This window comes from Streptomyces sp. NPDC017448, from assembly GCF_044330565.1.
Lineage (GTDB): Bacteria > Actinomycetota > Actinomycetes > Streptomycetales > Streptomycetaceae > Streptomyces.
Genome location: NZ_JBIRLM010000004.1, coordinates 128,606 through 154,135 on the forward strand (window position 1 = coordinate 128,606; position 25,530 = coordinate 154,135).

The window sequence follows — 25,530 nt, forward strand, 5'->3', positions numbered from 1 at the left end:
CCCCTCCGCGCCCCCTGCCGCGTACGCCACAGAAGAGAGACCCACCCATGTCCTGGCTGTCCAGATTCAGCCTCGCGCAAAGGGCCCTGATCGGGCTGATCTCGATCGTCGCGCTGGTCTTCGGCGCGATAGCCGTCCCGCAGCTCAAGCAGCAGCTGCTGCCCACCATCGAACTGCCGATGGTCACGGTGCTGGCGCCCTACCAGGGTGCGTCCCCCGATGTGGTCGAGAAGCAGGTCGTCGAGCCCCTGGAGAACTCCCTCAAGGCCGTCGACGGCGTCGAGTCCATCACCTCCACCGCCAGCGAGGGCACCGCCCTCATCATGGCCACCTTCGACTTCGGCGACGAGGGCACCAAGCAGCTCGTCGCGGACATCCAGCAGGCGGTGAACCGGGCCCGCGCCCAGCTGCCCGCCGACGTCGACCCGCAGGTGATCGCGGGCTCCACGGACGACATCCCGACCGTGGTCCTCGCCGTCAGCTCCGACGAGGACCAGCAGGTCCTGGCCGAGCGGCTCGACCGCACGGTCGTCCCGGCCCTCCAGGACATCGAAGGCGTCGGCCAGGTCACCGTCGACGGCGTGCGGGACCTCCAGGTCTCCGTCGTCCCCGACGCCAAGAAGCTCGCCGCGGCCGGCCTGGACACGGGCACGCTCGCCCAGGCCCTCCAGTCGGGCGGCGCCACCGTGCCGGCCGGCTCCTTCTCCGAGTCCGGCGAGAACCGCGCCATCCAGGTGGGCGGCGCCTACACCTCGCTGCGGCAGATCGAGGACCTCCAGGTCGTCGCCAAGAGCCCGGCGGGCTCCTCGGACGGACCGGCGAAGCCGGTGCGCCTCGGCGACGTGGCCGAGGTGAGGCAGGAGCCGTCCGCGGCGGTCTCCCTCACCCGCACCAACGGCAGGCCGAGCCTCGCCGTGATGGCGACGATGGACAAGGACGGCAGCGCCGTCGCCATCTCGGACGCCGTCCAGGAGAAGCTGCCCGGCCTCCGCCAGGACCTCGGCGGCGGCGCCGAACTGACGGTCGTCTCCGACCAGGGCCCCGCCGTCTCCAAGTCGATCTCGGGCCTGACCACGGAGGGGGCGCTCGGGCTGGTCTTCGCGGTCGTCGTGATCCTGGTCTTCCTCGCGTCGGTCCGCTCGACGCTGGTCACCGCCGTCTCCATCCCGCTCTCGGTCGTCCTCGCGCTGATCGTGCTCTGGACCCGCGACCTGTCGCTCAACATGCTCACGCTCGGCGCGCTCACCATCGCCATCGGCCGGGTCGTCGACGACTCGATCGTGGTCCTGGAGAACATCAAGCGCCACCTCGGCTACGGCGAGGAGCGCCACGCGGCGATCACCACCGCGGTCAAGGAGGTCGCCGGCGCGGTCACCTCCGCCACCCTCACCACCGTCGCCGTCTTCCTGCCCATCGGGCTGGTCGGGGGCATGGTCGGCCAGCTGTTCGGCTCGTTCTCGCTGACCGTCACCGCCGCGCTGCTCGCCTCCCTGGTGGTCTCGCTCACCGTGGTGCCGGTCCTCTCGTACTGGTTCCTGCGCCCGCCGAAGGGCACACCCGAGGACGCGGCGGAAGCCCGCCGCCTCGCGGAGGAGAAGGAGGCGGCCAGCCGGCTCCAGAGGATCTACGTCCCGATCCTCCGCTTCGCCACCCGCCGCCGGATCACCAGCATCGTCATCGCCGTCGCCGTCCTGCTCGGCACCTTCGGCATGGTCCCGCTGCTGAAGACGAACTTCTTCGACCCCGGCGAGCAGGAGGTCCTGACCGTCAAGCAGGAGCTGGCCCCCGGCACCAGCCTGGAAGCCGCCGACCAGGCCGCCCGCAAGGTCGAGAAGGTCCTCATCGAGGACAAGGGCGTCAAGGACTACCAGGTCACCGTCGGCTCCTCCGGTTTCATGGCCGCCTTCGGCGGCGGCACCGGCTCCAACCAGGCGTCCTACCAGGTCACCCTGAAGGACGCCGCGGACTCCGAGGACGCCCAGGACCGCATCGACGAGGCCCTCGGCAAGCTCGACGGGATCGGCGACACCACCATCGCGGCGGGCGACGGCTTCGGCTCCCAGGACCTGAGCGTGGTGGTCAAGGCCGCCGACGGGGACGTCCTGAAGAAGGCGGCCGAAGCCGTCCGTGCCGAGGTCGCCACCATCGAGGACGTCACCGACGTCCAGAGCGACCTGGCGCAGAGCGTCCCGCGCATCTCGGTCACCGCCAACGACCGGGCGGCCGCCGCCGGGTTCGACTCCGCCGCCCTCGGCGGGATCGTCGCCGGAGCCGTACGGGGCACGCCCGCCGGCTCCGCGACGCTCGACGAGACCGAACGCGACATCGTCATCCGCTCCGCGAAGCCGGCCGCCACCATGGCCGAGTTGAAGGCCCTGCCGCTGGGCCCGGTCACCCTCGGCGACATCGCCGACGTGAAGGTGGTCCCCGGCCCGGTCTCGATGACCCGCATCGACGGCCAGCGTTCGGCGACGATCACCGCCAAGCCGGTCGGCGACAACACGGGCGCGGTCAGCACCGAACTCGCCGAGAAGCTCGACGCGCTGGACCTCCCCGAGGGCGCCACCGCCACCATCGGCGGCGTCACGGCGGACCAGGACGAGGCGTTCGCCCAGCTCGGACTCGCGATGCTGGCCGCCATCGCCATCGTCTTCATGCTGCTGGTGGCCACCTTCCGGTCGCTCGTCCAGCCGCTGATCCTGCTGGTCTCCGTCCCGTTCGCGGCGACCGGGGCGCTGGCCCTGCTGCTCGTCACCGGCACCCCGCTGGGCGTCCCGGCGATGATCGGCATGTTGATGCTCATCGGCATCGTGGTCACCAACGCGATCGTGCTGATCGACCTGATCAACCAGTACCGCGCCCAGGGCCTCGGCATCGTGGAAGCGGTCGTGGAGGGCGGCCGCCACCGCTTCCGGCCGATCCTGATGACGGCCCTGGCGACCATTTTCGCCCTGCTCCCGATGGCGCTCGGCGTCACCGGCGAGGGCGGCTTCATCTCGCAGCCGCTGGGCGTCGTGGTGATCGGCGGTCTGATCAGCTCCACGCTGCTGACCCTGCTGCTCGTCCCGACCCTGTACGCGATGGTCGAGCTCCGCAAGGAGCGCCGCGCCGGGAAGAAGGCCGCCAAGCGCGCGGCCAAGGAGGGCCCGGCGAGGGACCAGCCGGAGGAGGCCCGGGAGGCCGAGCCCGCGAAGGCTTGACCCGGCCGACCGGAGGGGCCCGCCCCACGCGCTCGCGCGGGGCGGGCCCCTCCGGGGTTTCCGGCTGACCCGGCCGCGCCGGCGAACGCGTTCCCGCCGGCGCGGGGGACCGGCCTGACGGAAGGCCCGGAGCCGCACGCGGAAGCCCCGGCACGCCGGCCTGCGGCGCACCGGGGCTTCCGGGCGGTTCCTCCCGGAGCGGGCGGGCGCTACGGCAGCGCCAGCATCCGCTCCAGCGCGAGCTTCGCGTACTTCTCCGTCTCCGGGTCGACCTCGATCCGGTTGACCAGCTTCCCGTCGGCCAGCGACTCCAGGGCCCAGACCAGGTGCGGCAGGTCGATGCGGTTCATCGTCGAGCAGAAGCAGACCGTCTTGTCGAGGAAGACGATCTCCTTGTCCTCGTCGGCGAAACGGTTGGCCAGGCGGCGGACCAGGTTCAGCTCCGTGCCGATGGCCCACTTCGAGCCGCGCGGGGCCGCCTCCAGGGCCTTGATGATGTACTCCGTCGAGCCGACGTAGTCCGCGGCGGCGACGACCTCGTGCTTGCACTCCGGGTGCACCAGCACGTTGACGCCGGGGATGCGGGCCCGGACGTCCTCGACCGACTCGACCGAGAACCGGCCGTGGACCGAGCAGTGCCCCCGCCACAGGATCATCTTCGCGTCCCGCAGCTGGTCGGCGGTGAGGCCGCCGTTCGGCTTGTGCGGGTTGTAGACGACGCAGTCGTCGAGGCTCATCCCCATCTCCCGCACGGCCGTGTTGCGGCCCAGGTGCTGGTCGGGGAGGAAGAGGATCTTCTCGCCCTGCTCGAAGGCCCACTCCAGGGCCCGCTTCGCGTTCGAGGAGGTGCAGATCGTGCCGCCGTGCCGGCCGGTGAAGGCCTTGATGTCGGCGGAGGAGTTCATGTACGAGACGGGCACCACCCGGTCGGCGACCCCGGCGTCGGTCAGGACGTCCCAGCACTCGGCGACCTGCTCGGCGGTGGCCATGTCGGCCATCGAGCAGCCGGCCGCCAGGTCGGGCAGCACGACCGCCTGGTCGTCCGTGGTGAGGATGTCGGCGGACTCGGCCATGAAGTGCACACCGCAGAAGACGATGTACTCCGCCTCCGGGCGGGCCGCCGCGTCCCGGGCCAGCTTGAACGAGTCGCCGGTGACGTCCGCGAACTGGATGACCTCGTCGCGCTGGTAGTGGTGGCCGAGGACGAACACCTTGTCCCCGAGCCTCTCCTTCGCGGCGCGGGCGCGCGCCACCAGGTCCGGGTCGGAGGGGGAGGGGAGGTCCCCGGGGCACTCGACGCCGCGCTCGCTCCTCGGGTCGGCCTCTCGGCCGAGCAGCAGCAGCGCGAGGGGTGTCGGCTGTACGTCCAGGGGCTGGGCCGTGGTCACGTCACGCACCCTTTCTTCTCTGCGTTCTGCTCTGCGCTTCGGCGAACGCGCCTTTTCGTCTATTTGACGCTATCTATCATAGCCGCTTCGTGTCACTTTGACGATGCCGATAGCGTCGATGTGACGCATCCCCCGGGCGGCCGGGTGTGCGAGCATGAAAAGGAACAGACAAGCGCTTGGCCCGGAATGATTACGCGGGTCTGGCGGTTGAACCGTCGGCAAGCAGTCCGTACAACCCGGGAGAGAAGCAGATGTCCGTATCGGACGAGACCACCACCGTGAGCGACGGCATCCTCCTGTCCGACGCCGCCGCCTCCAAGGTCAAGGCCCTGCTGGAGCAGGAAGGCCGTGAGGACCTGGCGCTGCGCGTCGCCGTCCAGCCGGGCGGCTGCTCGGGCCTGCGTTACCAGCTCTTCTTCGACGAGCGCTCGCTCGACGGTGACGTCGTCAAGGACTTCGACGGTGTCAAGGTCGTCACCGACCGGATGAGCGCCCCGTACCTGGGCGGCGCCTCCATCGACTTCGTCGACACCATCGAGAAGCAGGGCTTCACGATCGACAACCCGAACGCCACCGGCTCCTGCGCCTGCGGCGACTCGTTCAGCTAGGCACTGCGAGCGGGAACACACGGCATGCGGAGGCGGGGGGGGGGGGGGCCCCCCCGGGGCGGCCCCCCCCCCGCCCCCGCCCCCCCCGCCGCCCCGCGCGCGGGCGCCGCCCCCCCCCCCCCCCCCCGGGGGGCGCGGGGGGGCCATTTTTTCTTGCCCCCGCGGCCGCCCCACCCCCCGCGGGGGGGGCCGCCCCCCCCTAAAAACCCCCCCCGCCCCCCGCCTCCGCATGCCGTGAGCCCGCGGCTCAGCGGCGCGGGACCGCTCCGCCCGAGGCCGCGTCGATCACCGTGCGGTCGCCCAGCGGCTTCTCCAGCGTCACCGTCCGGGTCAGCTCCTTGGCGATCAAGACACAGACCTCCTTGCCCTCCTGCGGCTTCTCCGTGACCGTGATCCGCACCTGGCCCGCGCTCTCCCGCGCGCTCGCCGTGTACGTACTGCACACACCGCCCCAGAAGGTCACCTCAAGGGTCCGCCCGTCCGCCCCGTACGAGGTCACCCTCCGGTCCCCCGACGGCGTCGGGGCCGCGGGCTCCTCGACGAACTCCGGGTCCACCGCGATCCGCGTGACCGTCTCCTCCGGGCCGCCCGGCGCCTGCCGGACCGTGAACAGCCAGGACGGCACCAGCATGGGCCGGCCGTCCACGTGGTTCAGCGCCAGGCCGAACACCGCGTCCTCGACCGTCCGCTCCACCGGCGCCCTCTTGCCGTTCGACGGCACGCACTGGGGCTGGGACGGGGGCTTCGGCTCGCCCTCCAGCGGCACGGGAGTGGCGCACCCGCCGATGTCCCGGCCGCCGTCGCCCTTCCCCCTGCTCTCCGCGTTCAACTGCTTCAGCGCCTCGTCCGCGCCCAGCACGGGGTAGACGTCGCCCTTCTCCAGCGCCTTGAGACGGCCGCTGCCGCCGGTCACCTCGCCGTCCGGGCCCACCTGGACGCCGGTGGACCAGCCGTACGTCGGGAGGCCGCCGATCTTCGGATCGGCGTTCACCACGCGGACGCCGCCCATCACCTGGCCGGCGTTCAGCGCCGCGTCGTCCTGGCCGACCGCCTTGAGGACCGGGGCCGCGGCCGCCTTCGCCGCCTTCTCGCTCACCGGCTCCCCGCCGCCCGGCCCGGCGGGACCGTTCGCGCACACCATCCCCGGCTCGCAGGGCTTGGACGGGGTGGTCGCGGCGAACGTCCAGGCGCCCGGGGCCTGCTTCGCCACCTTCAGGAGCGCACCGGGCCCGTCGTCGTCGCCGACCACCCAGGACGTGCCCTGGGCGCGCGGCGTGCCGGGGACGCCCAGCGCCTTCGCCAGCCGGGCGACGTCGGCCGGGGCGACCGTCCCCTTCGCCACGTGGACCGCCGCCTCGGCCGGGCCGTCCGGGAGTTCGCCCGAGGCCCGGTAGACCACGGGCGGGCCGGAGGGGTCCGGTTCGCCGGGGGCGATGCCCGCGGGCGGCGCGTCCGAGGAGGTCCCACCCGGTGGGTCGGCGGGGGCGTCCAGGGCCAGCGGCCGGGCCGCGCTCTTCGCCGCCGCACCGCTGTCCGCCCCGGCGCCGTCGCCCGAGGCGGTGGAGGCCCAGTAGGCGCCGCCGCCCCCGGCCAGCAGGACGGCCGCGGCCACCGAGACCACCGCGAGCGGCGGACGCCGCCGCCGGGGACCGGTCACGTCGTTGTCGGGTCGCTCGGTGCTCACCGGATCGCTCCTTCGACTGCGTCGCCGTCGCGGCGCCAACCGCGTGCCCCCGGACGGGGACACCGGTGGGACGGAGCGGGGGAGCGTGCGGTTCCACCGGCCGGGGAGCCTCGTACGGGGACGCCGCACGGATCGCGCCGGGACCGGTACGGAAAGGCCGAAAGGCGATGTCCGCCGGCCGGCCCCGGCGGGTGCTCAGTCCCCGTACTCGGGCATCGCGTCGACCAGCCGCGCCGACGAGGGCGGCACCGTCACCCCGTTGATCAGGGACGGCTTCACGGGGGCCGGGGTGCTCCTGGTGGGCTTCGTCCAGTGCGGCGCCATCCGCGCGCAGTCCCCGCGCAGGGCGGCCAGGCTCGATTCGGACTCGGGCAGTGCGGTGTGGTTAGACATATCCGCACCGTAACCACGGCCGAGCTCAGGTAGAAAGCCCTACTATCGGGTAGTTTTCCCTTTTCCTTGCCGCCCGCCTCACCCGGTAGCGTGAACTGTCACGTCGTCCCGGAGGGCGCACTCACGGCCCTTCGCCTTCCGCAGGAGCAGTCTCCCCGTGCGTATTGCAGTCACCGGCTCGATCGCCACCGACCACCTCATGACCTTCCCCGGCCGCTTCGCCGACCAGCTGGTCGCCGATCAGCTGCACACGGTCTCCCTCTCCTTCCTGGTCGACAACCTCGATGTGCGCCGGGGCGGTGTCGCCGCCAACATCTGCTTCGGGATGGGCCTGCTCGGCACCCGCCCGATCCTGGTCGGCGCCGCCGGGTCCGACTTCGACGACTACCGCGCCTGGCTCGACCGGCACGGCGTCGAGACCGGTTCCGTCCGGATCTCCGAGGTCCTGCACACCGCCCGCTTCGTCTGCACCACCGACGCCGACCACAACCAGATCGGCTCCTTCTACACGGGGGCGATGAGCGAGGCCCGCCTCATCGAGCTGAAGAGCGTCGCCGACCGCGTCGGCGGCCTCGACCTCGTCTCCATCGGCGCCGACGACCCCGAGGCGATGCTCCGCCACACGGAGGAGTGCCGCACCCGGAACATCCCGTTCGCCGCCGACTTCTCCCAGCAGATCGCGCGGATGGACGGCGAGGAGATCCGCATCCTCCTCGACGGCGCCACCTACCTCTTCTCCAACGAGTACGAGAAGGGGCTCATCGAGTCCAAGACCGGCTGGAGCGACGAGGAGATCCTCGCCAAGGTCGGCCACCGCGTCACCACCCTCGGCGCCCGCGGCGTCCGGATCGAGCGGGTCGGCGAGCCGGTCATCGAGGTCGGCTGCCCCGAGGAGGACGTCAAGGCCGACCCCACCGGCGTCGGCGACGCCTTCCGGGCCGGCTTCCTCTCCGGTCTCGCCTGGGGCGTCGGCCTGGAGCGCGCCGCCCAGGTCGGCTGCATGCTCGCCACCCTGGTCATCGAGACGGTCGGCACCCAGGAGTACACCCTGCGCCACACCGCCTTCATGGACCGCTTCACCAAGGCGTACGGCCACGACGCCGCCGCCGAGATCCGGCAGCACCTGGCGTGATCAGCTGAGCCGGCGGACCACATGGGCCGAGCCCCGGGCCGCCCGCTCCTCGCCCACGTACTCCTGGCCCCGCATCTCGCACCAGGCCGGGATGTCCAGCCGCGCCGCCTCGTCGTCGGAGAGCACCGTCACCGTGGCGCCCACCGGTACCTCCCCGATCACCTTTGCGAGCTCGATCACCGGGACCGGGCAGCGGCGGCCCAGCGCGTCGACCACCAGGGGTGCGGCGGAGGCGGGGGGGCGAGGAGCGGCGACCGGGGCGCCGAGCCGTTCGCGCACCTCGGCGACGACCGCGGGCAGCACCTCCAGGAAGCGGTCCACGTCCGTCCCGGTGGTGCCCGGCGGCAGCGACACCCGGACGTTGCCCTCCGAGAGCACGCCCATCGCCTTCAGCACATGGCTCGGAGTCAGGGTGCTGCTGGTGCAGGACGAGCCGGACGACACGGAGAACTCCCGCCGGTCCAGCTCGTGCAGCAGGGTCTCCCCGTCGACATAGAGACAGGAGAAGGTGACCAGGTGCGGCAGCCGCCGCTCCGGGTCGCCCACCACCTCCACGTCGGGCACCCGCTCGGCCACCACGGTCCGGATCCGGTCCACCAGCGCCCGCAGCCGTGCCGCCTCTGCCGCCGCCTCGCCCCGCACCGCGCGCAGCGAGGCCGCCGCCGCCACGATCGCCGGCAGGTTCTCGAACCCCGGCGCCCGCCCCGACTCCCGCTCCCCGGCCGGGCCCCCGGGGGCGAAGCGCACCCCCTTGCGGACCGCCAGCAGCCCGACCCCGGCCGGGCCGCCCCACTTGTGCGCGCTCGCCGTCAGCAGCGACCAGCCCGCCGGGACCGGCCCCCAGCCGAGCGACTGGGCCGCGTCGACCAGCAGCGGCGTCCCCGCCTCGGCGCAGAGCGCGGCGACCTCGGCCACCGGCTGCTCGGTGCCCACCTCGTGGTTGGCCGACTGGAGGCAGGCCAGCGCGGTGTCCGCCCGCAGCGCCTCGCCGTACGCCGCCGGGTCCACCGCCCCCGAACGGTCCACCGGGACCTCGGTGACCGATCCGCCCGCCGCCTCGTGGGCCGCCGCGGCGTGCAGCACCGACGAGTGTTCGACCGCGGAATGGGCCAGACGGCGGCCGACACGCCGACGCCCGGAAAGAGCCCCGGCAATTCCCGCGTGCACCGCCGTCGTCCCCGACGAGGTGAACACCAGCTCGTCCGGACGGCACCCGACGGCCTCCGCCGCCGCCTCCCGGGCCGCGTCCAGCAGCAACCGGGCCCGCCGCCCCTCCCGGTACAGACGGGCGGGATCGGCCCAGCCCTCGTCGAGCGCGGCAAGCAGGGCCTGGCGTGCGACGGGGTGCAGGGGGGCGGCGGAGGCGGCGTCGAAGTAGGGCATCCCGCCACGCTAGCCCGCCCCCGGCCCCGCCCCGCCGGGGACCGGCCCCCCCCGAGCGGACGAGGGGCCGTCAGATGAGGGCCGGAGGCCCGGATTCCACTCCATGGGGGTCTCCGGCGGCGCGTTGGGCACCCTCCCCGCGCGACCCCAAATAGCGTCCAGTAGGGTTTGGTCCGCATAAACATCCAAACCCCTGCCCGCGTCAGGGCCGGCGACCGACCAGAGACATACGGGCGCGCCGAACCGTGCGGGCGAGACTCTCGGGAAGGCGCTACGTGAGTCCCAACGGCTCCGACCGCTCGTCGCGGCGCCCGATGCGGCGGAAGCTGCCGCAGGTGCTGACTGCGGGCCTGGTCCTGGCGACGGCCTCCGGTTGTTCATACAACTGGGAGGATTTCCCCCGCCTCGGAATGCCCACACCGGTAACGGAAGAGGCCCCGCGGATCCTCTCCCTCTGGCAAGGCTCGTGGGCGGCAGCGCTCGTCACGGGTGTCCTTGTCTGGGGGCTGATCCTCTGGAGCGTCATCTTCCACCGGCGTAGCCGGACCAAGGTGGAGGTACCTCCGCAGACCAGGTACAACATGCCCATCGAGGCGTTGTACACAGTGGTTCCCCTCATCATCGTCTCGGTGCTGTTCTACTTCACCGCCCGGGACGAGTCGAAGCTCCTCGAGCTCTCCGACAAGCCCGCCCACACCATCAACGTGGTCGGCTACCAGTGGAGCTGGGGCTTCAACTACATCGAGAAGGTGGACGGGCAGCCCGCAGCGGGCCCCGAGTTCCCCAAGGAGCTCGACGCCATCCCCAACCGGTTCCGCGAGGACTTCCCCGAGGGCGCCGGCGGCGTCTACGACGTGGGCATCCCCGGCACCCGCAACCCGCAGAACGGCAACCCGGGCCCGACCCTGTGGCTGCCGAAGGGTGAGAAGGTCCGCTTCGTCCTCACTTCGCGTGACGTCATCCACTCCTTCTGGGTGGTGCCGTTCCTCATGAAGCAGGACGTCATCCCGGGCCACACCAACGTGTTCGAGGTGACCCCCAACCGCGAGGGCACCTTCATGGGCAAGTGCGCCGAGCTCTGCGGCGTCGACCACTCCCGGATGCTCTTCAACGTGAAGGTCGTCTCCCCGGAGCGTTACCAGCAGCACCTCAAGGAGCTGGCTGAGAAGGGTCAGACGGGCTACGTGCCGGCAGGCATCGCGCAGACCGACCCGGCCAGGAATGCGGAGAAGAACCAACTGTGAGCATCCTCAACGAACCTCAGGGTGCCGCTCCGGCAGACGACTCGTACGAGGACGAGCTGCCCGTGCGGCGCAAGCAGCCGGGAAACATCGTCGTGAAGTGGCTGACCACCACCGACCACAAGACGATCGGTACGCTCTACCTGGTCACGTCGTTCGTCTTCTTCTGCATCGGCGGACTCATGGCGCTCTTCATGCGCGCCGAGCTGGCCCGTCCGGGTACGCAGATCATGTCGAACGAGCAGTTCAACCAGGCGTTCACGATGCACGGCACGATCATGCTGCTGATGTTCGCGACGCCGCTGTTCGCCGGGTTCGCGAACTGGATCATGCCGCTGCAGATCGGCGCGCCCGACGTGGCGTTCCCGCGGCTGAACATGTTCGCGTACTGGCTGTACCTCTTCGGCTCGATCATCGCGGTGGCCGGCTTCCTCACCCCGCAGGGTGCCGCCGACTTCGGCTGGTTCGCCTACTCCCCGCTCTCGGACGCGGTCCGCTCGCCGGGCGTCGGGGCCGACATGTGGATCATGGGTCTGGCCTTCTCCGGCTTCGGCACGATCCTCGGCTCGGTCAACTTCATCACCACGATCATCTGCATGCGCGCCCCCGGCATGACGATGTTCCGCATGCCGATCTTCACCTGGAACGTCCTGCTGACCGGTGTCCTGGTCCTGCTGGCCTTCCCGGTCCTCGCCGCCGCGCTCTTCGCGCTGGAGGCCGACCGTAAATTCGGCGCGCACATCTTCGACTCGGCCAACGGCGGGGCCCTGCTCTGGCAACACCTCTTCTGGTTCTTCGGCCATCCAGAGGTGTACATCATCGCGCTACCGTTCTTCGGAATCATTTCCGAGGTCATCCCGGTATTCAGCCGCAAGCCGATGTTCGGCTACATCGGCCTGGTGGCGGCCACCATCGCCATCGCCGGCCTTTCCGTGACGGTGTGGGCGCACCACATGTACGTGACGGGCGGCGTGCTGTTGCCGTTCTTCTCGTTCATGACCTTCCTCATCGCCGTACCGACAGGTGTGAAGTTCTTCAACTGGATCGGCACGATGTGGAAGGGGTCGTTGTCCTTCGAGACACCGATGCTCTGGGCCGTCGGCTTCCTGATCACCTTCACCTTCGGTGGTCTGACCGGCGTCATCCTCGCCTCGCCCCCGATGGACTTCCACGTCTCCGACTCGTACTTCGTCGTCGCCCACTTCCACTACGTCATCTTCGGCACCGTGGTCTTCGCGATGTTCTCCGGCTTCCACTTCTGGTGGCCGAAGTTCACCGGCAAGATGCTGGACGAGCGGCTCGGCAAGATCACGTTCTGGACGCTGTTCGTGGGCTTCCACGGCACGTTCCTGGTGCAGCACTGGCTCGGCGCCGAGGGCATGCCGCGTCGTTACGCGGACTACCTCGACGCGGACGGCTTCACCGCGCTGAACACGATCTCGACGATCTCCTCGTTCCTGCTCGGCCTGTCGATGCTGCCGTTCTTCTACAACGTCTGGAAGACCGCCAAGTACGGCAAGAAGATCGAGGTCGACGACCCGTGGGGCTACGGCCGCTCGCTGGAGTGGGCGACCTCCTGCCCGCCGCCGCGGCACAACTTCCTCACCCTGCCGCGGATCCGCTCCGAATCCCCGGCGTTCGACCTGCACCACCCGGAGATCACCGCCCTGGAGCAGCTCGACCACGACTCCGAGTCGGACAAGGCCCTGGCCGGCGGCAAGGAGGCAGGCAAGTGAAGATCCAGGGACAGATGTTCATCTGGCTGAGCGTCTTCATCCTCGGCATGGCCATCGTGTACGGCGTGTGGTCGAAGGAGCCGGTCGGCACCACGGCGCTCTTCCTGGCCTTCGGGCTGGCCGTCATGATCGGCTTCTACCTGGCCTTCACGGCCAACCGGGTCGACGCCATGGCCCAGGACAACAAGGAAGCCGACGTCGCCGACGAGGCCGGCGAGCTGGGGTTCTTCTCCCCGCACAGCTGGCAGCCGCTCTCCCTGGCGGTCGGCGGAGCCTTCGCCTTCATGGGCGTCGTCTTCGGCTGGTGGCTGCTGTACTTCTCCGCCCCCCTGCTCCTGATCGGCCTCTTCGGCTGGGTCTTCGAGTACTACCGGGGCGAGAACCGCACCCAGTGACACCGCACACCGTGACACCGCCCCGGCGGTGACACGCGCTACACCACGAAGGGCCCGCGTCGCCGAGAGCGACGCGGGCCCTTCCCTCGTTCGGAGTCACTGGACGCGCTGGAACGGATGAATCTTCCTAGCGTGGACGGCATGAACCACACGCCGCGCCTCCGCACCGTAGTGAGCTGCACCCTGCTGGTCGTGACCCTCGCCGCGGGCGCGACCGCCTGTGGATCTTCCGAGGGCCCCCCGCTCTCGAAGAAGCCCTTCGACGCGAGCGACCAGGTCTCCTTCAACGGCCCCTCCGCCAAGGAGAAGGCCGACCCCGACAAGCCCTTGGAAGTCACCGTCGAGGGCGAGGAGGGGCGCATCACCGACGTCAGCGCCGTGGACACCGGGGGCCGCCACCTCGCGGGAGAGCTCTCCGCCGACGGCAGGCGCTGGCGTTCCACCGCCCCGCTCGCGGCCGGCACCGGATACACCGTCAGGGTCGCCATGGAGAACGCCGACGGCGCTCCAGGCGTCCGTACGCTCTCCTTCGACACCTCATCGCCCAAGAAGCTGCTGAAGGTCGCCTTCGGCCCTGAGGCGGGCACCTACGGCGTCGGACAGCCCATCACGGCGGAACTCAGCGCTCCGATCACCGACAAGGCGGCCAGGGCCACCGTCGAGCGCGCCCTGAAGGTCCGCTCCACCCCGGCGGTCACCGGCTCCTGGCACTGGGTGGACGACAAGAAGCTGCACTACCGCCCGAAGGAGTACTGGCCGGCCAACGCCTCCATCGAGGTGCGCTCCAACCTGGCGGGCATCAAGGTGACCAACGCGCTCTACGGAGCCGAGGCCAAGCCCCTCAAGCTCGCCACCGGCGACCGGATCGAGGCCGTCACCGACGCCTCGGACCACTCCATGACGGTGCTCCGCAACGGAGAAGTGATCAACACCATTCCGGTCACCACCGGCAAGCCCGGGTTCTCCACCCGCAACGGGGTCAAGGTGGTGCTCGCCAAGGAGCAGTTCGTCCGGATGCGCGGGGAGAGCATCGGCATCGCGGCCGGCTCCTCGGAGTCGTACGACCTGCCGGTTTACTGGGCCACCCGGGTGACCTGGAGCGGGGAGTACGTGCACGCCGCCCCGTGGTCCGTCGGCTCCCAGGGCAGCGCCAACGTCAGCCACGGCTGCACCGGCATGAGCACGAGCAACGCCGAGTGGTTCTTCGACACCGTGCGCGAGGGCGACATCGTCAAGGTCGTCGGCAGCGAGGGCGAGGACATGGACCCGTTCGGCAACGGGTTCGGCGACTGGAACCTCTCCTGGGAGGAGTGGCAGCGGGGCAGCGCCCTCCACGAGGGGGCGCCGGACAGCCCGCAGACCCTCCAGGCCGCCCGGCTGCGCCCCCACGTCTGAGACCCGGGCCGGGAGGCCGCCGGGTGCCCGCCCACCGGGCCCCGGGGGCCTCTCAGGCCCCTACGGAGAGCCGCTGCCGCAGCAGGCCGGCCAGCGCGTCGGCGAACTCCACCGGCTCCACCGGCAGCGTCACGGCGGCCTCCGCGCGGCTCCAGGTGGCCAGCCACGCGTCCTGCGGGCGGCCGATCAGCAGGAGCACGGGCGGGCAGCGGAAGATCTCGTCCTTGATCTGGCGGCAGACGCCCATGCCGCCGATGGGAGCCGTCTCGCCGTCCAGCACGCAGACGTCGACGCCGCCGCCGTCCAGCGCCGCGAGGACGGCCGGGAGCGTCGCGCACTCCAGGAACTCCACCGGTGGCACGTCCGCGGCGGGCCGGCGACCGGCTGCCAGCCGCACCTGCTCCCGGATGTTGGCGTCGTCGCTGTAGACCAGGACCGTGGCGGTCGCCTGCATTGTTCCTCCGTGACATCGACGTCGTCGGGGCTCTCGGTCCATGGACCGATGCGCGGATCGTACTCCGCCCGACCGGCCGTCAGCACCGGTAATGACGACCTCGCGATGGGCCGTTCGGCGCAGGGCGCGACCCCTGCGGACGGCGCGGACACACCGAACGGCACCCCCCGGGGTGAGGGCGGGATAAGCGACCGACATAATGTCGGTCGTGGCGACAGCAACGACAGTAGAAACCGGGCACGCGCACCCGTCGGTCAATCGGCCGAACCTCACCAGCGTCGGAACCATCATCTGGTTGAGTTCCGAGCTGATGTTCTTCGCGGCCCTCTTCGCGATGTACTTCACCCTGCGATCGGTGATGGGACCCGATTACTGGAAGGAGATGTCCGGCCATCTGAACTTCCCGTTCTCGGCGACGAACACCACCATCCTGGTGCTCTCCTCACTCACCTGCCAGCTCGGCGTCTTCGCCGCCGAGCGGGGCGATGTGAAGAAGCTCCGCACCTGGTTCATCATCACGTTCGTGATGGGTGCGATCTTCATCGGCGGCCAGGTCCTGGAGTACACCGAGCTGGTCAAGGACGCGGGGCTCTCCCTCTCGTCCGACCCCTACGGCTCGGTGTTCTACCTGACCACCGGCTTCCACGGTCTGCACGTGACAGGCGGTCTCATCGCCTTCCTGCTGGTCCTCGGCAGAACGTACGCGGCCAAGAGGTTCACCCACGACCAGGCCACCGCCGCCATCGTCGTGTCCTACTACTGGCACTTCGTCGATGTCGTATGGATCGGCCTGTTCGCAACGATCTACATGATCAAGTAACCGGGCTCGCACCCGCCCACCATCGACGCAGAAGATCCTGACACCGGGGTAATCCGTGAAAAAGCTCTCCGCACGACGACGCCATCCGCTGGCGGCGGTCGTCGTACTACTCCTCGCGCTGGCGGCTACCGGGGGGCTGTACGCCGCGTTTGCGCCTGCGGGCAAGGCGCAGGCCGATGAAACCGCCCAGTCCCTCGCCATCGAAGAGGGCAAGAAGCTCTACACCGTAGGCTGCGCCAGCTGCCACGGAACCGGCGGTCAGGGCACCACCGACGGGCCGTCCCTCGTGGGCGTGGGCTCCGCCGCCGTGGACTTCCAGGTCGGTACGGGCCGTATGCCCGCGCAGCAGCCGGGCGCCCAGGTACCGAAGAAGAAGGTCATCTACAGTCAGGCGGAGATCGACCAGCTCGCGGCGTACGTCGCGTCGCTCGGCGCCGGTCCGATCACGCCGACCGACAAGCAGGTCGACCCGGCGGGCGCGGACGTCGCCAACGGCGGCGAACTGTTCCGCACCAACTGCGCCCAGTGCCACAACTTCACCGGTAAGGGCGGAGCCCTGACCGAGGGCAAGTACGCACCCGACCTCGAAGGCGTGAGCCCGAAGCACATCTACGAGGCCATGCAGACCGGCCCGCAGAGCATGCCCTCCTTCCCCGACACGACGATGCCGGAGCAGGAGAAGAAGGACATCATCGCGTACATCGAGACCGTGAACGGTGATGAGACGGAGAGCCCCGGCGGTCTGGCCCTCGGCGGTCTCGGCCCGGTCAGCGAGGGCCTGTTCGCCTGGATCTTCGGACTCGGTGCGCTCGTCGCAGTCGCCGTTTGGGTCGCGGCCCACACCGCTAAGGCCAAGAAGTCATGAGTAGCCAACAGATTCCAGAAGACAACCTGCCCGTTGCGCAGGAGACCGCGCACGGCGCGGTGGAGCGTGCGGACGACCCGTTCGCCGACCCCGGGCTGCCGGCCCACCAGCCGCGCATCCAGGACCTCGACGAACGCGCCGCGAACCGCTCCGAGCGCGTCGTCGCGTTCATGTTCACCCTTTCGATGCTGGCGACGGTGGGCTTCATCGCCTCCTACGTCATCTTCCCGGTGGACAAGATCGTCTACATCTGGCCGTTCGGCCATGTGAGTGCGCTCAACTTCTCCCTGGGTCTCACCCTGGGCGCGGCGCTCTTCTTCATCGGCGCGGGGGCCGTCCACTGGGCGCGCACCCTCATGTCCGACGTCGAGGTCGCGGACGACCGTCACCCGATCGAGGCGACGCCCGAGGTCAAGGCCCAGGTCATGGCAGACTTCGCGGCCGGCGCCGCGGAGTCCGCGATCGGCCGTCGCAAGCTGATCCGCAACACCATGTTCGGCGCGCTGGCCCTGGTGCCGCTCTCCGGTGTGGTCCTGCTGCGCGACCTCGGTCCGCTGCCGGAGAAGAAGCTCCGCAAGACCCTCTGGGCGGAGGGCAAGCAGCTCATCAACATGAACACGATGAAGCCGCTGCGCCCCGAGCACATCACCGTCGGGTCGCTGACCTTCGCCATGCCCGAGGGGCTCGACCCGGAGGCGCACGACTTCCAGACGCAGATGGGCAAGGCCGCCCTGATGCTCGTCCGCATCGAGCCGGACGACATCAAGGACAAGCGCCAGCGGGACTGGGCCCACGAGGGCATCGTCGCGTTCTCCAAGGTCTGCACCCACGTCGGCTGCCCGATCAGCCTGTACGAGCAGCAGACGCACCACGTGCTCTGCCCGTGCCACCAGTCCACCTTCGACCTTTCCGACGGCGCTCGCGTCATCTTCGGTCCCGCCGGCCACCCCCTTCCGCAGCTGCGGATCGGAGTCAACAGCGAGGGCAACCTCGAGGCGCTCGGCGACTTCGACGAGCCCGTCGGTGCTGCCTTCTGGGAGCGCGGATGAGTACTGCGACGACAAACCCCTCCGCCGCCGAACCGGCGAGCGGGCGCAAGGCCCCGGCGGGCGAGCGGGTCGCCGACTGGGCTGACGGCCGGCTGGGCATCTACGGCCTGGCCAAGGCCAACATGCGCAAGATCTTCCCGGACCACTGGTCCTTCATGCTCGGTGAGGTCGCGCTCTACAGCTTCATCATCATCATCCTCACGGGTGTGTACCTGACGCTGTTCTTCCAGCCGAGCATGGGCGAGATCGTCTACCACGGTCCGTACGAGCCCATGCAGGGCATCCGGATGTCCGAGGCGTACGCCTCGACGCTGAAGATCAGCTTCGAGGTCCGCGGCGGTCTGCTCGTGCGGCAGATCCACCACTGGGCCGCGCTGATCTTCCTGGCCGCCATGTTCGTGCACATGATGCGCGTCTTCTTCACGGGCGCCTTCCGCAAGCCGCGCGAGATCAACTGGCTGTTCGGCTTCCTGCTGTTCGTGCTCGGCATGTTCACCGGGTTCACCGGCTACTCCCTCCCGGACGACCTGCTCTCCGGTACGGGTGTCCGCTTCACCCAGGGCGCGATCCTGTCCGTGCCGATCGTCGGCACGTACATCTCGATGTTCCTGTTCGGCGGCGAGTTCCCCGGCCACGACTTCGTGGCCCGGTTCTACTCGATCCACATCCTGCTGCTGCCGGGCATCATGCTGGGCCTGCTGGTGGCCCACCTGATCCTGGTCTTCTACCACAAGCACACGCAGTTCGCGGGCCCCGGCCGGACCAACAAGAACGTCGTCGGCATGCCGCTGCTGCCCGTGTACATGGCGAAGGCCGGAGGGTTCTTCTTCCTCGTCTTCGGCATCATCGCCGCCATCTCGGCGATCGCCACGATCAACCCGATCTGGGCCATCGGCCCCTACCGGGTCGACCAGGTCTCCACCGGCGCCCAGCCCGACTGGTACATGGGCTTCGCCGAGGGGCTGGTCCGTGTGATGCCGGGCTGGGAGATCAACCTGTGGGGCCACACGCTCGTCCTGGGCGTGTTCATCCCGCTGGTCGCCTTCGGCCTGGTGCTCGGCGTCATCGCGCTCTACCCGTTCATCGAGTCCTGGGTCACCGGCGACAAGCGCGAGCACCACATCCTGGACCGCCCGCGCAACGCCCCGACGCGCACCGCGTTCGGCGCCGCATGGATCACGGCGTACTTCGTCGGCCTCATCGGCGGCGGCAACGACCTGTGGGCCACGCACTTCCACCTGTCGATCAACGCCATCACCTGGTTCGTCCGGATCTTCTTCTTCCTCGGACCGGTCATCGTGTTCATCGTCACCAAGCGGATCTGCCTCGGCCTCCAGCGCCGCGACCGGGAGAAGGTGCTGCACGGACGCGAGTCCGGCATCATCAAGCGCCTGCCGCACGGTGAGTTCGTCGAGGTCCACGAGCCGCTCAGCCCCGCGCAGCTGCACACGCTCACGGCGCACGAGCAGTACCGGCCGCTCGACCTCGGCCCGGCGGTCGACGAGAACGGCGTCAAGCGCAAGATCTCCCCGGTGCAGAAGCTGCGCGCCAAGCTCAGCAAGGGGTACTACGGCGAGGGGAACCAGATCCCCAAGGCGACCCCCGAGGAGTACAAGGAGATCAGCGAGGGCCACGGCCACCACTGATCACCTGAACTGATCGCCACCGTGAGAGCCCCGTCCATTCGATGGACGGGGCTCTTCGCGGTCCCCGGCGCTGGATAGGGTGGAGCCGATTCCTCTGACCGGCTGTGGACCCTGGAGCGGACCATGAACGTGGTGACCCCGAGCGGCGGCGACGGCGTGGCGGCCCCCTCCTGGCCCGGCCTTCTGAACCCGCTCCTGCGCGGCGAGGACCTCAGCTCCGAGGAGACCGCCTGGGCCATGGACCGCATCATGAGCGGCGAGGCCACCGACGCGCAGATCGCCGGATTCGCCGTGGCGCTGCGGGCCAAGGGCGAGACCGTCGAGGAGGTCACCGGACTGGTCCGCGCGATGTACGCCCACGCCAACACCATCGAGGTGCCGGGCCGCACGGTCGACATCGTCGGCACCGGCGGCGACCTCGCCAGGACGGTCAACATCTCGACCATGTCCGCGATCGTCATCGCCGGCACCGGCGCCAGGGTCGTCAAGCACGGCAACCGGGCCGCCTCCTCCGCCAGCGGCTCCTCCGACGTGCTGGAGAAGCTCGGCGTCAACCTGGAGCTGACCCCGCGGCGGGTCGTCGAGGTCGCCGAAGAGGCGGGCATCACCTTCTGCTTCGCCGTGAAGTTCCACCCCGCCCTGCGGTACGCCGCCAAGGCCCGCAAGGAGCTCGGCGCGCAGACCACGTTCAACATCCTGGGCCCCCTCACCAACCCGGCCCAGGTCCGCGCCCAGGCGGTCGGCGTGGCCGACGCCCGGATGGCGCCCATCGTCGCGGGCGTCCTGGCCGAGCGGGGCAACTCCGCCCTGGTCTTCCGCGGCGACGACGGCCTCGACGAGCTGACCACCACCGCCACCTCCCGGGTCTGGGTGGTGCGGGACGGCGCCGTCCGCGAAGAGGCGTTCGACCCGCGGGACGTCGGGCTGCCGATCGTCCCCGTCGAGGCGCTGCGCGGTGCGGACGCCTCGTACAACGCCGACGTGGCCCGCCGCCTGCTGGACGGCGAGGGCGGCGCGGTGAGGGAGGCGGTCCTGCTCAACTCGGCGGCGGCCCTGGTCGCCCTGGACCCGGGCGCCGGGACGCTGGTCGAACAGCTCGCGGCCAAGATCGCGGTGGCCGCCCACTCCATCGACTCCGGCGCGGCCAAGCGGGCCCTGGAGCGCTGGGTGGCGGCCAGCAACGCCTGACACCGCCGGGAGGGCCTCCGGCGCACGGGGCGCGGTCCGGTATCCGGACCGCGCCTTGCGCCTGTGCGCAGGTATGGCAAGATGCTGCGCAGGTCATGAGTGACAGCGACTACGGCCCCGGCCCGCTGTCCGGCAACCCTCCGTCCGTGGCGGGGTGCCCCGGGTGAAGACCAGGCCGTAGGCAGCGAGGTCTGCGGCAAGCGCGGGCCCCTCGGCATCCAGCGGATGCCAGCCCCCGGGGTCCTGGTCCCTAGGGAGCCTTCTGTGAGCAAGCGAATGCGCTAGGGCTCGTCGCCCTTCTTCCGCGCACCCTTTTCCTTTCCCCTCCTTGCGCTGCCGCGTACCGCCGGCGCGGGGATTTCGCCTGCCTGTTACGGGAGTTCGCCATGTCTGTCCCCACCGCTGCCCTCGACCCGTCGGTTTGTGCCCCGCTGCCCGTTCTGGGGCGAGACGTCACTGTTCCGCTCGTCACCGGCGGTGAGGTCGCCTACGCCGCGCTCGACTACGCCGCCAGCGCGCCGGCCCTCCAGCGGGTCTGGGACGACGTCGCCGCGTACGCCCCGTACTACGGCAGCGTCCACCGCGGCGCCGGCTACCTCTCGCAGCTCTCCACCGACCTCTTCGAGGGCAGCCGCCGCACGGTCGCGGAGTTCCTCGGCTGCCGCGCGGACGACCAGGTGGTCTTCACGCGCTCCACCACCGACTCCCTCAACCTGCTGGCCGCCGCCCTCCCCGCCGACTGCCAGGTCTTCGTGTACGAGACCGAGCACCACGCCTCCCTGCTGCCCTGGCGCGACGCCCGGGTCACCTACCTCAACGCGCCCCGCACCCCGGCCCAGGCCGTCGAGACCCTGGAGCGCGCCCTCGCCGACCGCGACCCCTACGGCCCCGCCCTCGTCTGCGTCACCGGCGCGTCCAACGTGACCGGCGAGCTGTGGCCGGTGAAGGAACTGGCCGCCGCCGCCCACGCGCACGGCGCCCGCATCGTCCTGGACGCCGCCCAGCTGGCCCCGCACCACCCCGTGGACATCGCCGAACTGGACGCCGACTGGGTCGCGTTCTCCGGCCACAAGCTCTACGCGCCCTTCGGCTCGGGCGTCCTGGCCGGCCGCGCCGACTGGCTCCAGGCGGCCGAGCCCTACCTCGCCGGCGGCGGCGCGTCCCGCAAGGTCGCCCGCCGCGCCGACGGCGGCGTGGACGTCGACTGGCACACCACCGCCGCCCGCCACGAGGCCGGTTCGCCCAACGTCATCGGCGTCCACGCCATCGCCTCCGCCTGCAAGGCCCTGACCGAGGCGGGCTTCGACCACCTGGTCGCCCGGGAGCAGGAGCTGGTGGCCCGGGTCCGTCAGGGGCTGGCCGAAGTGCCCGAGGTGCGGGTGCTCTCGCTGTTCGGCGACGACGCGCCGCGGGTCGGCGTCATCTCCTTCGTGGTGCGCGGCTGGAACAGCTCGCACTTCGCCGCCGCCCTCTCCGCGGAGTACGGCATCGGCGTCCGCGACGGCCTCTTCTGCGCCCACCCGCTGGTGCGCACCCTGCTCGGCAGCGACCCGCAGGACCCGGGGGAGTGCGGCGCGCCCGAGGCCGAGCCGGGCGAGAGGTCGCTGAACGCGATCCGGGTCAGCTTCGGGGCCGGTACGCCCGACGAGCACATCGACCGCTTCCTGCGCGCGGTCTCCGAGCTGGTCCGCGACGGCGCCCGCTGGAACTACCGCACCGAGGACGGCCGCTGCGTCCCGGACCGCGGCGAGGCCGCACAGCTCTGAGGAGGGGGCCGTACGAGAACGCCTCGGCCGGGGACGGGCGCGCGGCCCGTCCCCGGCCGAGAGGCCGGCGTCGGGCGCCTACGCGTCGAGGCCGATGGCGAAGGCGGCCTCCAGGTCGTGCTGGGAGTAGGTACGGAAGGCCACATGGGTGTCGGTGCCCTCGACGCCCGGGATCTTGCTGATCCGGCCGGGGATGACGTCGGCGAGGTCGTCGTGCCGGGCGACGCGGACCATGGCGATCAGGTCGTAGGTGCCGGTGACGGAGAAGACCTCGCTGACGCTGTCCAGCGCGGCGATGGCCTCGGCGATCTCCGGAATCCGGTCCACGCTGGTCTTGATGAGCACGATCGCGGTGATCACGGCTGGCTGTCTCCCTCGGTGGCTGGAACCTTCACTCTAGCCCTCCGCCCATGGAGCCCCCAGGCGTACAGGAACCCGACCGCGAACCCCGCCACATGCGCCAGGTACGCCACCCCCGGCCCGCTGCCCGCGCTCTGCGCCGCCGCCCACTGGAGGGCGAACCAGAAGACCAGCACGATCCAGGCGGGGAAGCGCAGCGGCAGGAAGAAGAGGAACGGGAACAGGCTGGTCACCCGGGCCCTGGGGAAGAGGTACAGGAACGCGCCGAGCACCGCGGAGATCGCCCCCGACGCCCCGACCAGCGTCTGCTCGGAGTCGGCGTGCGCCGCCGCGTAGCAGACCAGCGCCGCATAGCCGCAGCCCACGTAGAACAGGGCGAACCGCACCCTGCCCATGCGCTCCTCGGTCATCGCGCCGAACACGTACAGGAACAGCAGGTTCCCCAGCAGGTGCAGCCAGCTGCCGTGCACGAACAGCGCGGTGAACGGCGTGATCAGCGCGTGCGCCGACCCCTCCCACAGCTCGGCGGGGATCACCCCCCACCGCTCGAAGTACGCGGCCTGCGCGGCGAGCAGCGCGTCCTCACCCCCGCGGGCGGCGCCGCCGAACCCGGAGAGCGGGCTGATCAGGAAGACCACCCCGCAGACGCCGATCAGCCCGTGGGCGACCGGGGCGCCGCCCGACGTCACCGCCTCCCGGATCCGCCCGGCCGTGGTCCGCCGCCCGGCCTGCCGCCACTCGATCATGTGCCGAGCATGGCCTACCCGTGCGGACCGTGTGGGTGCGCCTCGCCGTGCCGGGGCCCGTACGCGAGGCCGTAGGGTTGCGCCAGGACTTCCGCAGTTCGACGGCGCACCGCGAGATCCTTGACGTAGACAGGTGGAGACGCGGCGGCGCGCCCGGCGCGGACTCCTGGAGACGACGAAAGAGGACGCAACGATGACGACGGTTCCCCTGCCGACCGACGGGACCCGCTGGCGCTGCACCCTGTGCGGCAATCTCACGCGCTTCGACGTGACCCGTTCCTCCAAGGTCGTGGAGTACGTGCACCTCGACCTGGCCGGTGAGCCGAGTGTCGAGGAGCGGGAGGTGGTCAGTGAGACCATCGAGTCGGTCCGCTGCCGTTGGTGCAACGCGGTGGATCAGATCGAACTGGTGGACAAGCCGGGCGCCGCTTCCTGAGGAGCGGGCCCTTCACGTATATGGGGTGACGGACGGTGGATCAGCCGACCAGCGGCGCCGGGCCGGCCGATGAGGCCGGCGGCGGTGCGGAGGCGCTCGGCCGTCCGCTGCCCGAAGGAGTGCGGCGGCGGGTGATCGCGCTGGTCGCGGAGGCCTTCGGCGCCCTGACCGTCTCCGAACTGCCCGCCCAGCTGCGCCAGTACTCCCGGTTCACCCCGACCCGGCGGGCGAAGTTCGCGGGGAACGCGATGGCTGCCGCGCTGGAGGGCGACGCCGCCTTCCGGCAGCGGATCGGGGAGCGGCTCGGCCAGTCCCAGCCCGAGCTGGCCGCCTCTCTGGAAGCGGGTTCGCCGCCCGCCGCCGCCGACCCCCTCGACGTGGCGGCGGCCGCCTACGTGCTGCGCCCGGCCGGCTGGGTCAAGCTGGTCGAGGCCGCCGGCGAGGAGGTCCAGCGCGCCGACGCGGAACGGGCGGACGAGGAGACCCGGCGCGAGCTGGAGCACCTGCGCCAGGAGTTGGAGCGGGCCCGCGCCCACACCCGCGCCGAGACCGAACGGCTGCGCACCGAGCTGGAGGCGGCCCGCAAGGAGGCCGAGTCCCTGCACCGCAAGCTGCGCAGCGCCCAGAGCGAGGTCAAGCGCGGTGAGGCCGCCCTGCGCCGCAGCGTCGCCGAGACCGACGCCGTGCGGACCGAGTCGGCCGCCCAGCTCTCCGCCGTGGAGAGCGAGGCGCGGCGGCTCAAGGGGCGGTTGGGGGAGGCCGAGGCGGCGCTGGAGGCGAGCCGCCGGGCCGCTCGCGAGGGCCGCTCGGTGGAGGACATGCGGCTGCGGCTGCTCCTGGACACCGTGCTGGAGGCGGCGTCGGGGCTGCGGCGGGAGTTGGCGCTGCCCCCGGCGACGACCCACCCGGCCGACACCGTGGACGCGCTGGAGCCGGGCCGGATGTCGCCCAAGGACATCGCCGCCAGAGCCCTTTCGGAGACCGACCCGGCCCTGCTGGACCAACTGCTGGCGCTGCCGCAGGCCCACCTCATCGTGGACGGCTACAACGTCACCAAGACCGGCTATCCCCAGATGCCGCTGGAGAAGCAGCGGTTGCGGCTGCTGGGCGGGCTCTCGGTGCTCGCCGCGCAGACCGGCGCCGAGATGACCTGTGTCTTCGACGGGGCCGAACTGGCCGCCCCGGTACTGCTCGCCCCGCCGCGCGGCGTGCGGGTGCTGTTCAGCAAGCCCGGCGTCACGGCGGACGAGGTGATCCGTCAACTCGCCCGTGCCGAACCGCCGGGGCGGCCCGTGGTGGTCGTCTCCACCGACCGGGAGGTGGCGGACGGCGTGGCGAAGGCCGGGGCGCGGCCGGTCGCGTCCGTCCTGCTCCTCAAGCGCCTTTCGCGCGTCTGAAGTTATTTGGGTGGCATGTGTGACATGCCGGTTTTCTGGGAACGTACCGTCAAGTCGCCACTACACGCGGTGGGGTGAGAGTAAAGAAGTGCCGCGTGTGACGAGAAAAATGCTGTGAGGATTTGAACTGATCACAAGATGGTCACTAGGGTCAGGCCTCGAACCTTCGCACGGTTGACCACCCATCGGGGGTGGCGGCGAAGGAACCGCCGAGTCCGTCATGTGCACGGAGCCGGGGATTCTTTCCC

General features: G+C 70.8%; 22 protein-coding genes and 1 riboswitch. Of the genes, 15 read left to right on the forward strand and 7 right to left on the reverse strand.

The genetic code is table 11. From position 1 onward, the window contains the following. Positions 1 to 47: 47 nt before the first annotated feature. Positions 48 to 3,200 carry an efflux RND transporter permease subunit gene (locus tag ACH4K1_RS09585; protein ID WP_398088087.1) on the forward strand — a complete coding sequence of 1,051 codons (3,153 nt, stop codon included), beginning with the start codon at positions 48 to 50 and terminating at the stop codon, positions 3,198 to 3,200. 209 nt (positions 3,201 to 3,409) lie between these two features. Here ACH4K1_RS09585 and nadA read toward each other — a convergent pair whose 3' ends face one another. Beyond that, entirely contained in the window at positions 3,410 to 4,597 is a 1,188-nt protein-coding gene (gene nadA / locus ACH4K1_RS09590; protein WP_398088088.1) for a quinolinate synthase NadA, read from the reverse strand. Positions 4,598 to 4,839: 242 nt separating this feature from the next. Here nadA and ACH4K1_RS09595 point away from each other — a divergent pair, with 242 nt between their 5' ends. Then, positions 4,840 to 5,196, forward strand: a complete 357-nt coding sequence (locus ACH4K1_RS09595; protein WP_030118057.1) for an iron-sulfur cluster assembly accessory protein — start codon at positions 4,840 to 4,842, stop codon at positions 5,194 to 5,196. A 247-nt stretch (positions 5,197 to 5,443) separates the two neighbouring features. Here ACH4K1_RS09595 and ACH4K1_RS09600 read toward each other — a convergent pair whose 3' ends face one another. Together ACH4K1_RS09600 and ACH4K1_RS09605 are read right to left on the reverse strand one after the other, a co-directional pair. Next, positions 5,444 to 6,880, reverse strand: a complete 1,437-nt coding sequence (locus ACH4K1_RS09600) for a hypothetical protein (protein WP_398088090.1) — start codon at positions 6,878 to 6,880, stop codon at positions 5,444 to 5,446. A gap of 195 nt (positions 6,881 to 7,075) precedes the next feature. Next, complete coding sequence (locus tag ACH4K1_RS09605; RefSeq protein WP_398088092.1) at positions 7,076 to 7,273, reverse strand: hypothetical protein; 198 nt, start codon at positions 7,271 to 7,273, stop codon at positions 7,076 to 7,078. A gap of 157 nt (positions 7,274 to 7,430) precedes the next feature. Between ACH4K1_RS09605 and ACH4K1_RS09610 the strand changes: the two genes are divergently transcribed. Then, entirely contained in the window at positions 7,431 to 8,405 is a 975-nt protein-coding gene (locus ACH4K1_RS09610) for a carbohydrate kinase family protein (protein WP_398088094.1), read from the forward strand. On the opposite strand, the gene ACH4K1_RS09615 is transcribed toward ACH4K1_RS09610, so the two are convergent. Next, positions 8,406 to 9,788, reverse strand: coding sequence for a cysteine desulfurase/sulfurtransferase TusA family protein (locus ACH4K1_RS09615; protein ID WP_398088096.1), 1,383 nt, complete (start codon positions 9,786 to 9,788; stop codon positions 8,406 to 8,408). Between the two features lie 275 nt (positions 9,789 to 10,063). Here ACH4K1_RS09615 and coxB point away from each other — a divergent pair, with 275 nt between their 5' ends. The 4 genes from coxB (at position 10,064) to ACH4K1_RS09635 (ending at position 14,555) form a co-directional block, all read left to right on the forward strand. Then, positions 10,064 to 11,032 carry a cytochrome c oxidase subunit II gene (gene coxB / locus ACH4K1_RS09620; protein ID WP_398088098.1) on the forward strand — a complete coding sequence of 323 codons (969 nt, stop codon included), beginning with the start codon at positions 10,064 to 10,066 and terminating at the stop codon, positions 11,030 to 11,032. Then, complete coding sequence (ctaD, locus tag ACH4K1_RS09625) at positions 11,029 to 12,765, forward strand: cytochrome c oxidase subunit I (protein WP_398088100.1); 1,737 nt, start codon at positions 11,029 to 11,031, stop codon at positions 12,763 to 12,765. Before coxB ends, ctaD begins: the two co-directional genes overlap by 4 nt. Next, positions 12,762 to 13,160, forward strand: a complete 399-nt coding sequence (locus tag ACH4K1_RS09630; protein WP_073769397.1) for a cytochrome c oxidase subunit 4 — start codon at positions 12,762 to 12,764, stop codon at positions 13,158 to 13,160. Before ctaD ends, ACH4K1_RS09630 begins: the two co-directional genes overlap by 4 nt. A 141-nt stretch (positions 13,161 to 13,301) precedes the next feature. Then, positions 13,302 to 14,555 carry an Ig-like domain-containing protein gene (locus ACH4K1_RS09635; protein ID WP_398088102.1) on the forward strand — a complete coding sequence of 418 codons (1,254 nt, stop codon included), beginning with the start codon at positions 13,302 to 13,304 and terminating at the stop codon, positions 14,553 to 14,555. 52 nt (positions 14,556 to 14,607) lie between these two features. On the opposite strand, the gene ACH4K1_RS09640 is transcribed toward ACH4K1_RS09635, so the two are convergent. Then, positions 14,608 to 15,009 (reverse strand): hypothetical protein, encoded by a 402-nt coding sequence (locus tag ACH4K1_RS09640; protein WP_398088104.1) that lies wholly within the window; start codon positions 15,007 to 15,009, stop codon positions 14,608 to 14,610. A gap of 199 nt (positions 15,010 to 15,208) precedes the next feature. Between ACH4K1_RS09640 and ACH4K1_RS09645 the strand changes: the two genes are divergently transcribed. From ACH4K1_RS09645 to ACH4K1_RS09670, 6 genes are all read left to right on the forward strand, one after another. After that, positions 15,209 to 15,829, forward strand: a complete 621-nt coding sequence (locus ACH4K1_RS09645; protein WP_073769395.1) for a heme-copper oxidase subunit III — start codon at positions 15,209 to 15,211, stop codon at positions 15,827 to 15,829. 55 nt (positions 15,830 to 15,884) lie between these two features. Then, on the forward strand, positions 15,885 to 16,694 hold the full coding sequence (locus ACH4K1_RS09650; protein WP_398088106.1) for a c-type cytochrome: 810 nt from the start codon (positions 15,885 to 15,887) through the stop codon (positions 16,692 to 16,694). Continuing rightward, positions 16,691 to 17,743: a Rieske 2Fe-2S domain-containing protein gene (locus ACH4K1_RS09655; RefSeq protein WP_398088108.1), complete on the forward strand. Its 1,053-nt coding sequence runs from the start codon at positions 16,691 to 16,693 to the stop codon at positions 17,741 to 17,743. Before ACH4K1_RS09650 ends, ACH4K1_RS09655 begins: the two co-directional genes overlap by 4 nt. Beyond that, positions 17,740 to 19,389, forward strand: a complete 1,650-nt coding sequence (locus ACH4K1_RS09660) for a cytochrome bc complex cytochrome b subunit (RefSeq protein ID WP_398088109.1) — start codon at positions 17,740 to 17,742, stop codon at positions 19,387 to 19,389. The genes ACH4K1_RS09655 and ACH4K1_RS09660 overlap by 4 nt, the downstream gene beginning before the upstream one ends. 123 nt (positions 19,390 to 19,512) lie before the next feature. Continuing rightward, positions 19,513 to 20,577 (forward strand): anthranilate phosphoribosyltransferase, encoded by a 1,065-nt coding sequence (gene trpD, locus ACH4K1_RS09665; protein ID WP_398088111.1) that lies wholly within the window; start codon positions 19,513 to 19,515, stop codon positions 20,575 to 20,577. 91 nt (positions 20,578 to 20,668) lie between these two features. After that, positions 20,669 to 20,786: riboswitch (SAM riboswitch) on the forward strand. 177 nt (positions 20,787 to 20,963) lie between these two features. Continuing rightward, complete coding sequence (locus ACH4K1_RS09670) at positions 20,964 to 22,343, forward strand: aminotransferase class V-fold PLP-dependent enzyme (RefSeq protein WP_398088113.1); 1,380 nt, start codon at positions 20,964 to 20,966, stop codon at positions 22,341 to 22,343. Positions 22,344 to 22,421: 78 nt separating this feature from the next. Here ACH4K1_RS09670 and ACH4K1_RS09675 read toward each other — a convergent pair whose 3' ends face one another. Together ACH4K1_RS09675 and ACH4K1_RS09680 are read right to left on the reverse strand one after the other, a co-directional pair. Continuing rightward, positions 22,422 to 22,703 carry an Lrp/AsnC family transcriptional regulator gene (locus tag ACH4K1_RS09675; RefSeq protein ID WP_003969641.1) on the reverse strand — a complete coding sequence of 94 codons (282 nt, stop codon included), beginning with the start codon at positions 22,701 to 22,703 and terminating at the stop codon, positions 22,422 to 22,424. Beyond that, positions 22,700 to 23,449 (reverse strand): rhomboid family intramembrane serine protease, encoded by a 750-nt coding sequence (locus ACH4K1_RS09680; protein WP_398088115.1) that lies wholly within the window; start codon positions 23,447 to 23,449, stop codon positions 22,700 to 22,702. The genes ACH4K1_RS09675 and ACH4K1_RS09680 overlap by 4 nt, the downstream gene beginning before the upstream one ends. Before the next feature lie 193 nt (positions 23,450 to 23,642). Between ACH4K1_RS09680 and ACH4K1_RS09685 the strand changes: the two genes are divergently transcribed. Both ACH4K1_RS09685 and ACH4K1_RS09690 read left to right on the forward strand, forming a co-directional pair. Beyond that, the gene (locus ACH4K1_RS09685) at positions 23,643 to 23,885 is read left to right on the forward strand and encodes a hypothetical protein (protein WP_030121791.1); all 243 of its coding nucleotides are present in this window, start codon (positions 23,643 to 23,645) and stop codon (positions 23,883 to 23,885) included. Positions 23,886 to 23,920: 35 nt separating this feature from the next. Then, complete coding sequence (locus tag ACH4K1_RS09690) at positions 23,921 to 25,282, forward strand: NYN domain-containing protein (protein ID WP_398088117.1); 1,362 nt, start codon at positions 23,921 to 23,923, stop codon at positions 25,280 to 25,282. Positions 25,283 to 25,530 lie beyond the last annotated feature (248 nt).

What these genes read in the sequence shown, in the direction of transcription:
- ACH4K1_RS09605 (WP_398088092.1), bottom strand. Translation starts at nt 7,273, where the DNA reads ATGTCTAACCACACCGCACTGCCCGAGTCCGAATCGAGCCTGGCCGCC.
- ACH4K1_RS09685 (WP_030121791.1), top strand. Translation starts at nt 23,643, where the DNA reads ATGACGACGGTTCCCCTGCCGACCGACGGGACCCGCTGGCGCTGCACC.
- ACH4K1_RS09640 (WP_398088104.1), bottom strand. Translation starts at nt 15,009, where the DNA reads ATGCAGGCGACCGCCACGGTCCTGGTCTACAGCGACGACGCCAACATC.
- ACH4K1_RS09655 (WP_398088108.1), top strand. Translation starts at nt 16,691, where the DNA reads ATGAGTAGCCAACAGATTCCAGAAGACAACCTGCCCGTTGCGCAGGAG.
- ACH4K1_RS09615 (WP_398088096.1), bottom strand. Translation starts at nt 9,788, where the DNA reads ATGCCCTACTTCGACGCCGCCTCCGCCGCCCCCCTGCACCCCGTCGCA.
- ACH4K1_RS09660 (WP_398088109.1), top strand. Translation starts at nt 17,740, where the DNA reads ATGAGTACTGCGACGACAAACCCCTCCGCCGCCGAACCGGCGAGCGGG.
- ACH4K1_RS09585 (WP_398088087.1), top strand. Translation starts at nt 48, where the DNA reads ATGTCCTGGCTGTCCAGATTCAGCCTCGCGCAAAGGGCCCTGATCGGG.
- trpD (WP_398088111.1), top strand. Translation starts at nt 19,513, where the DNA reads ATGAACGTGGTGACCCCGAGCGGCGGCGACGGCGTGGCGGCCCCCTCC.
- ACH4K1_RS09645 (WP_073769395.1), top strand. Translation starts at nt 15,209, where the DNA reads ATGTCGGTCGTGGCGACAGCAACGACAGTAGAAACCGGGCACGCGCAC.
- ACH4K1_RS09635 (WP_398088102.1), top strand. Translation starts at nt 13,302, where the DNA reads ATGAACCACACGCCGCGCCTCCGCACCGTAGTGAGCTGCACCCTGCTG.
- ACH4K1_RS09680 (WP_398088115.1), bottom strand. Translation starts at nt 23,449, where the DNA reads ATGATCGAGTGGCGGCAGGCCGGGCGGCGGACCACGGCCGGGCGGATC.
- ACH4K1_RS09670 (WP_398088113.1), top strand. Translation starts at nt 20,964, where the DNA reads ATGTCTGTCCCCACCGCTGCCCTCGACCCGTCGGTTTGTGCCCCGCTG.
- ACH4K1_RS09595 (WP_030118057.1), top strand. Translation starts at nt 4,840, where the DNA reads ATGTCCGTATCGGACGAGACCACCACCGTGAGCGACGGCATCCTCCTG.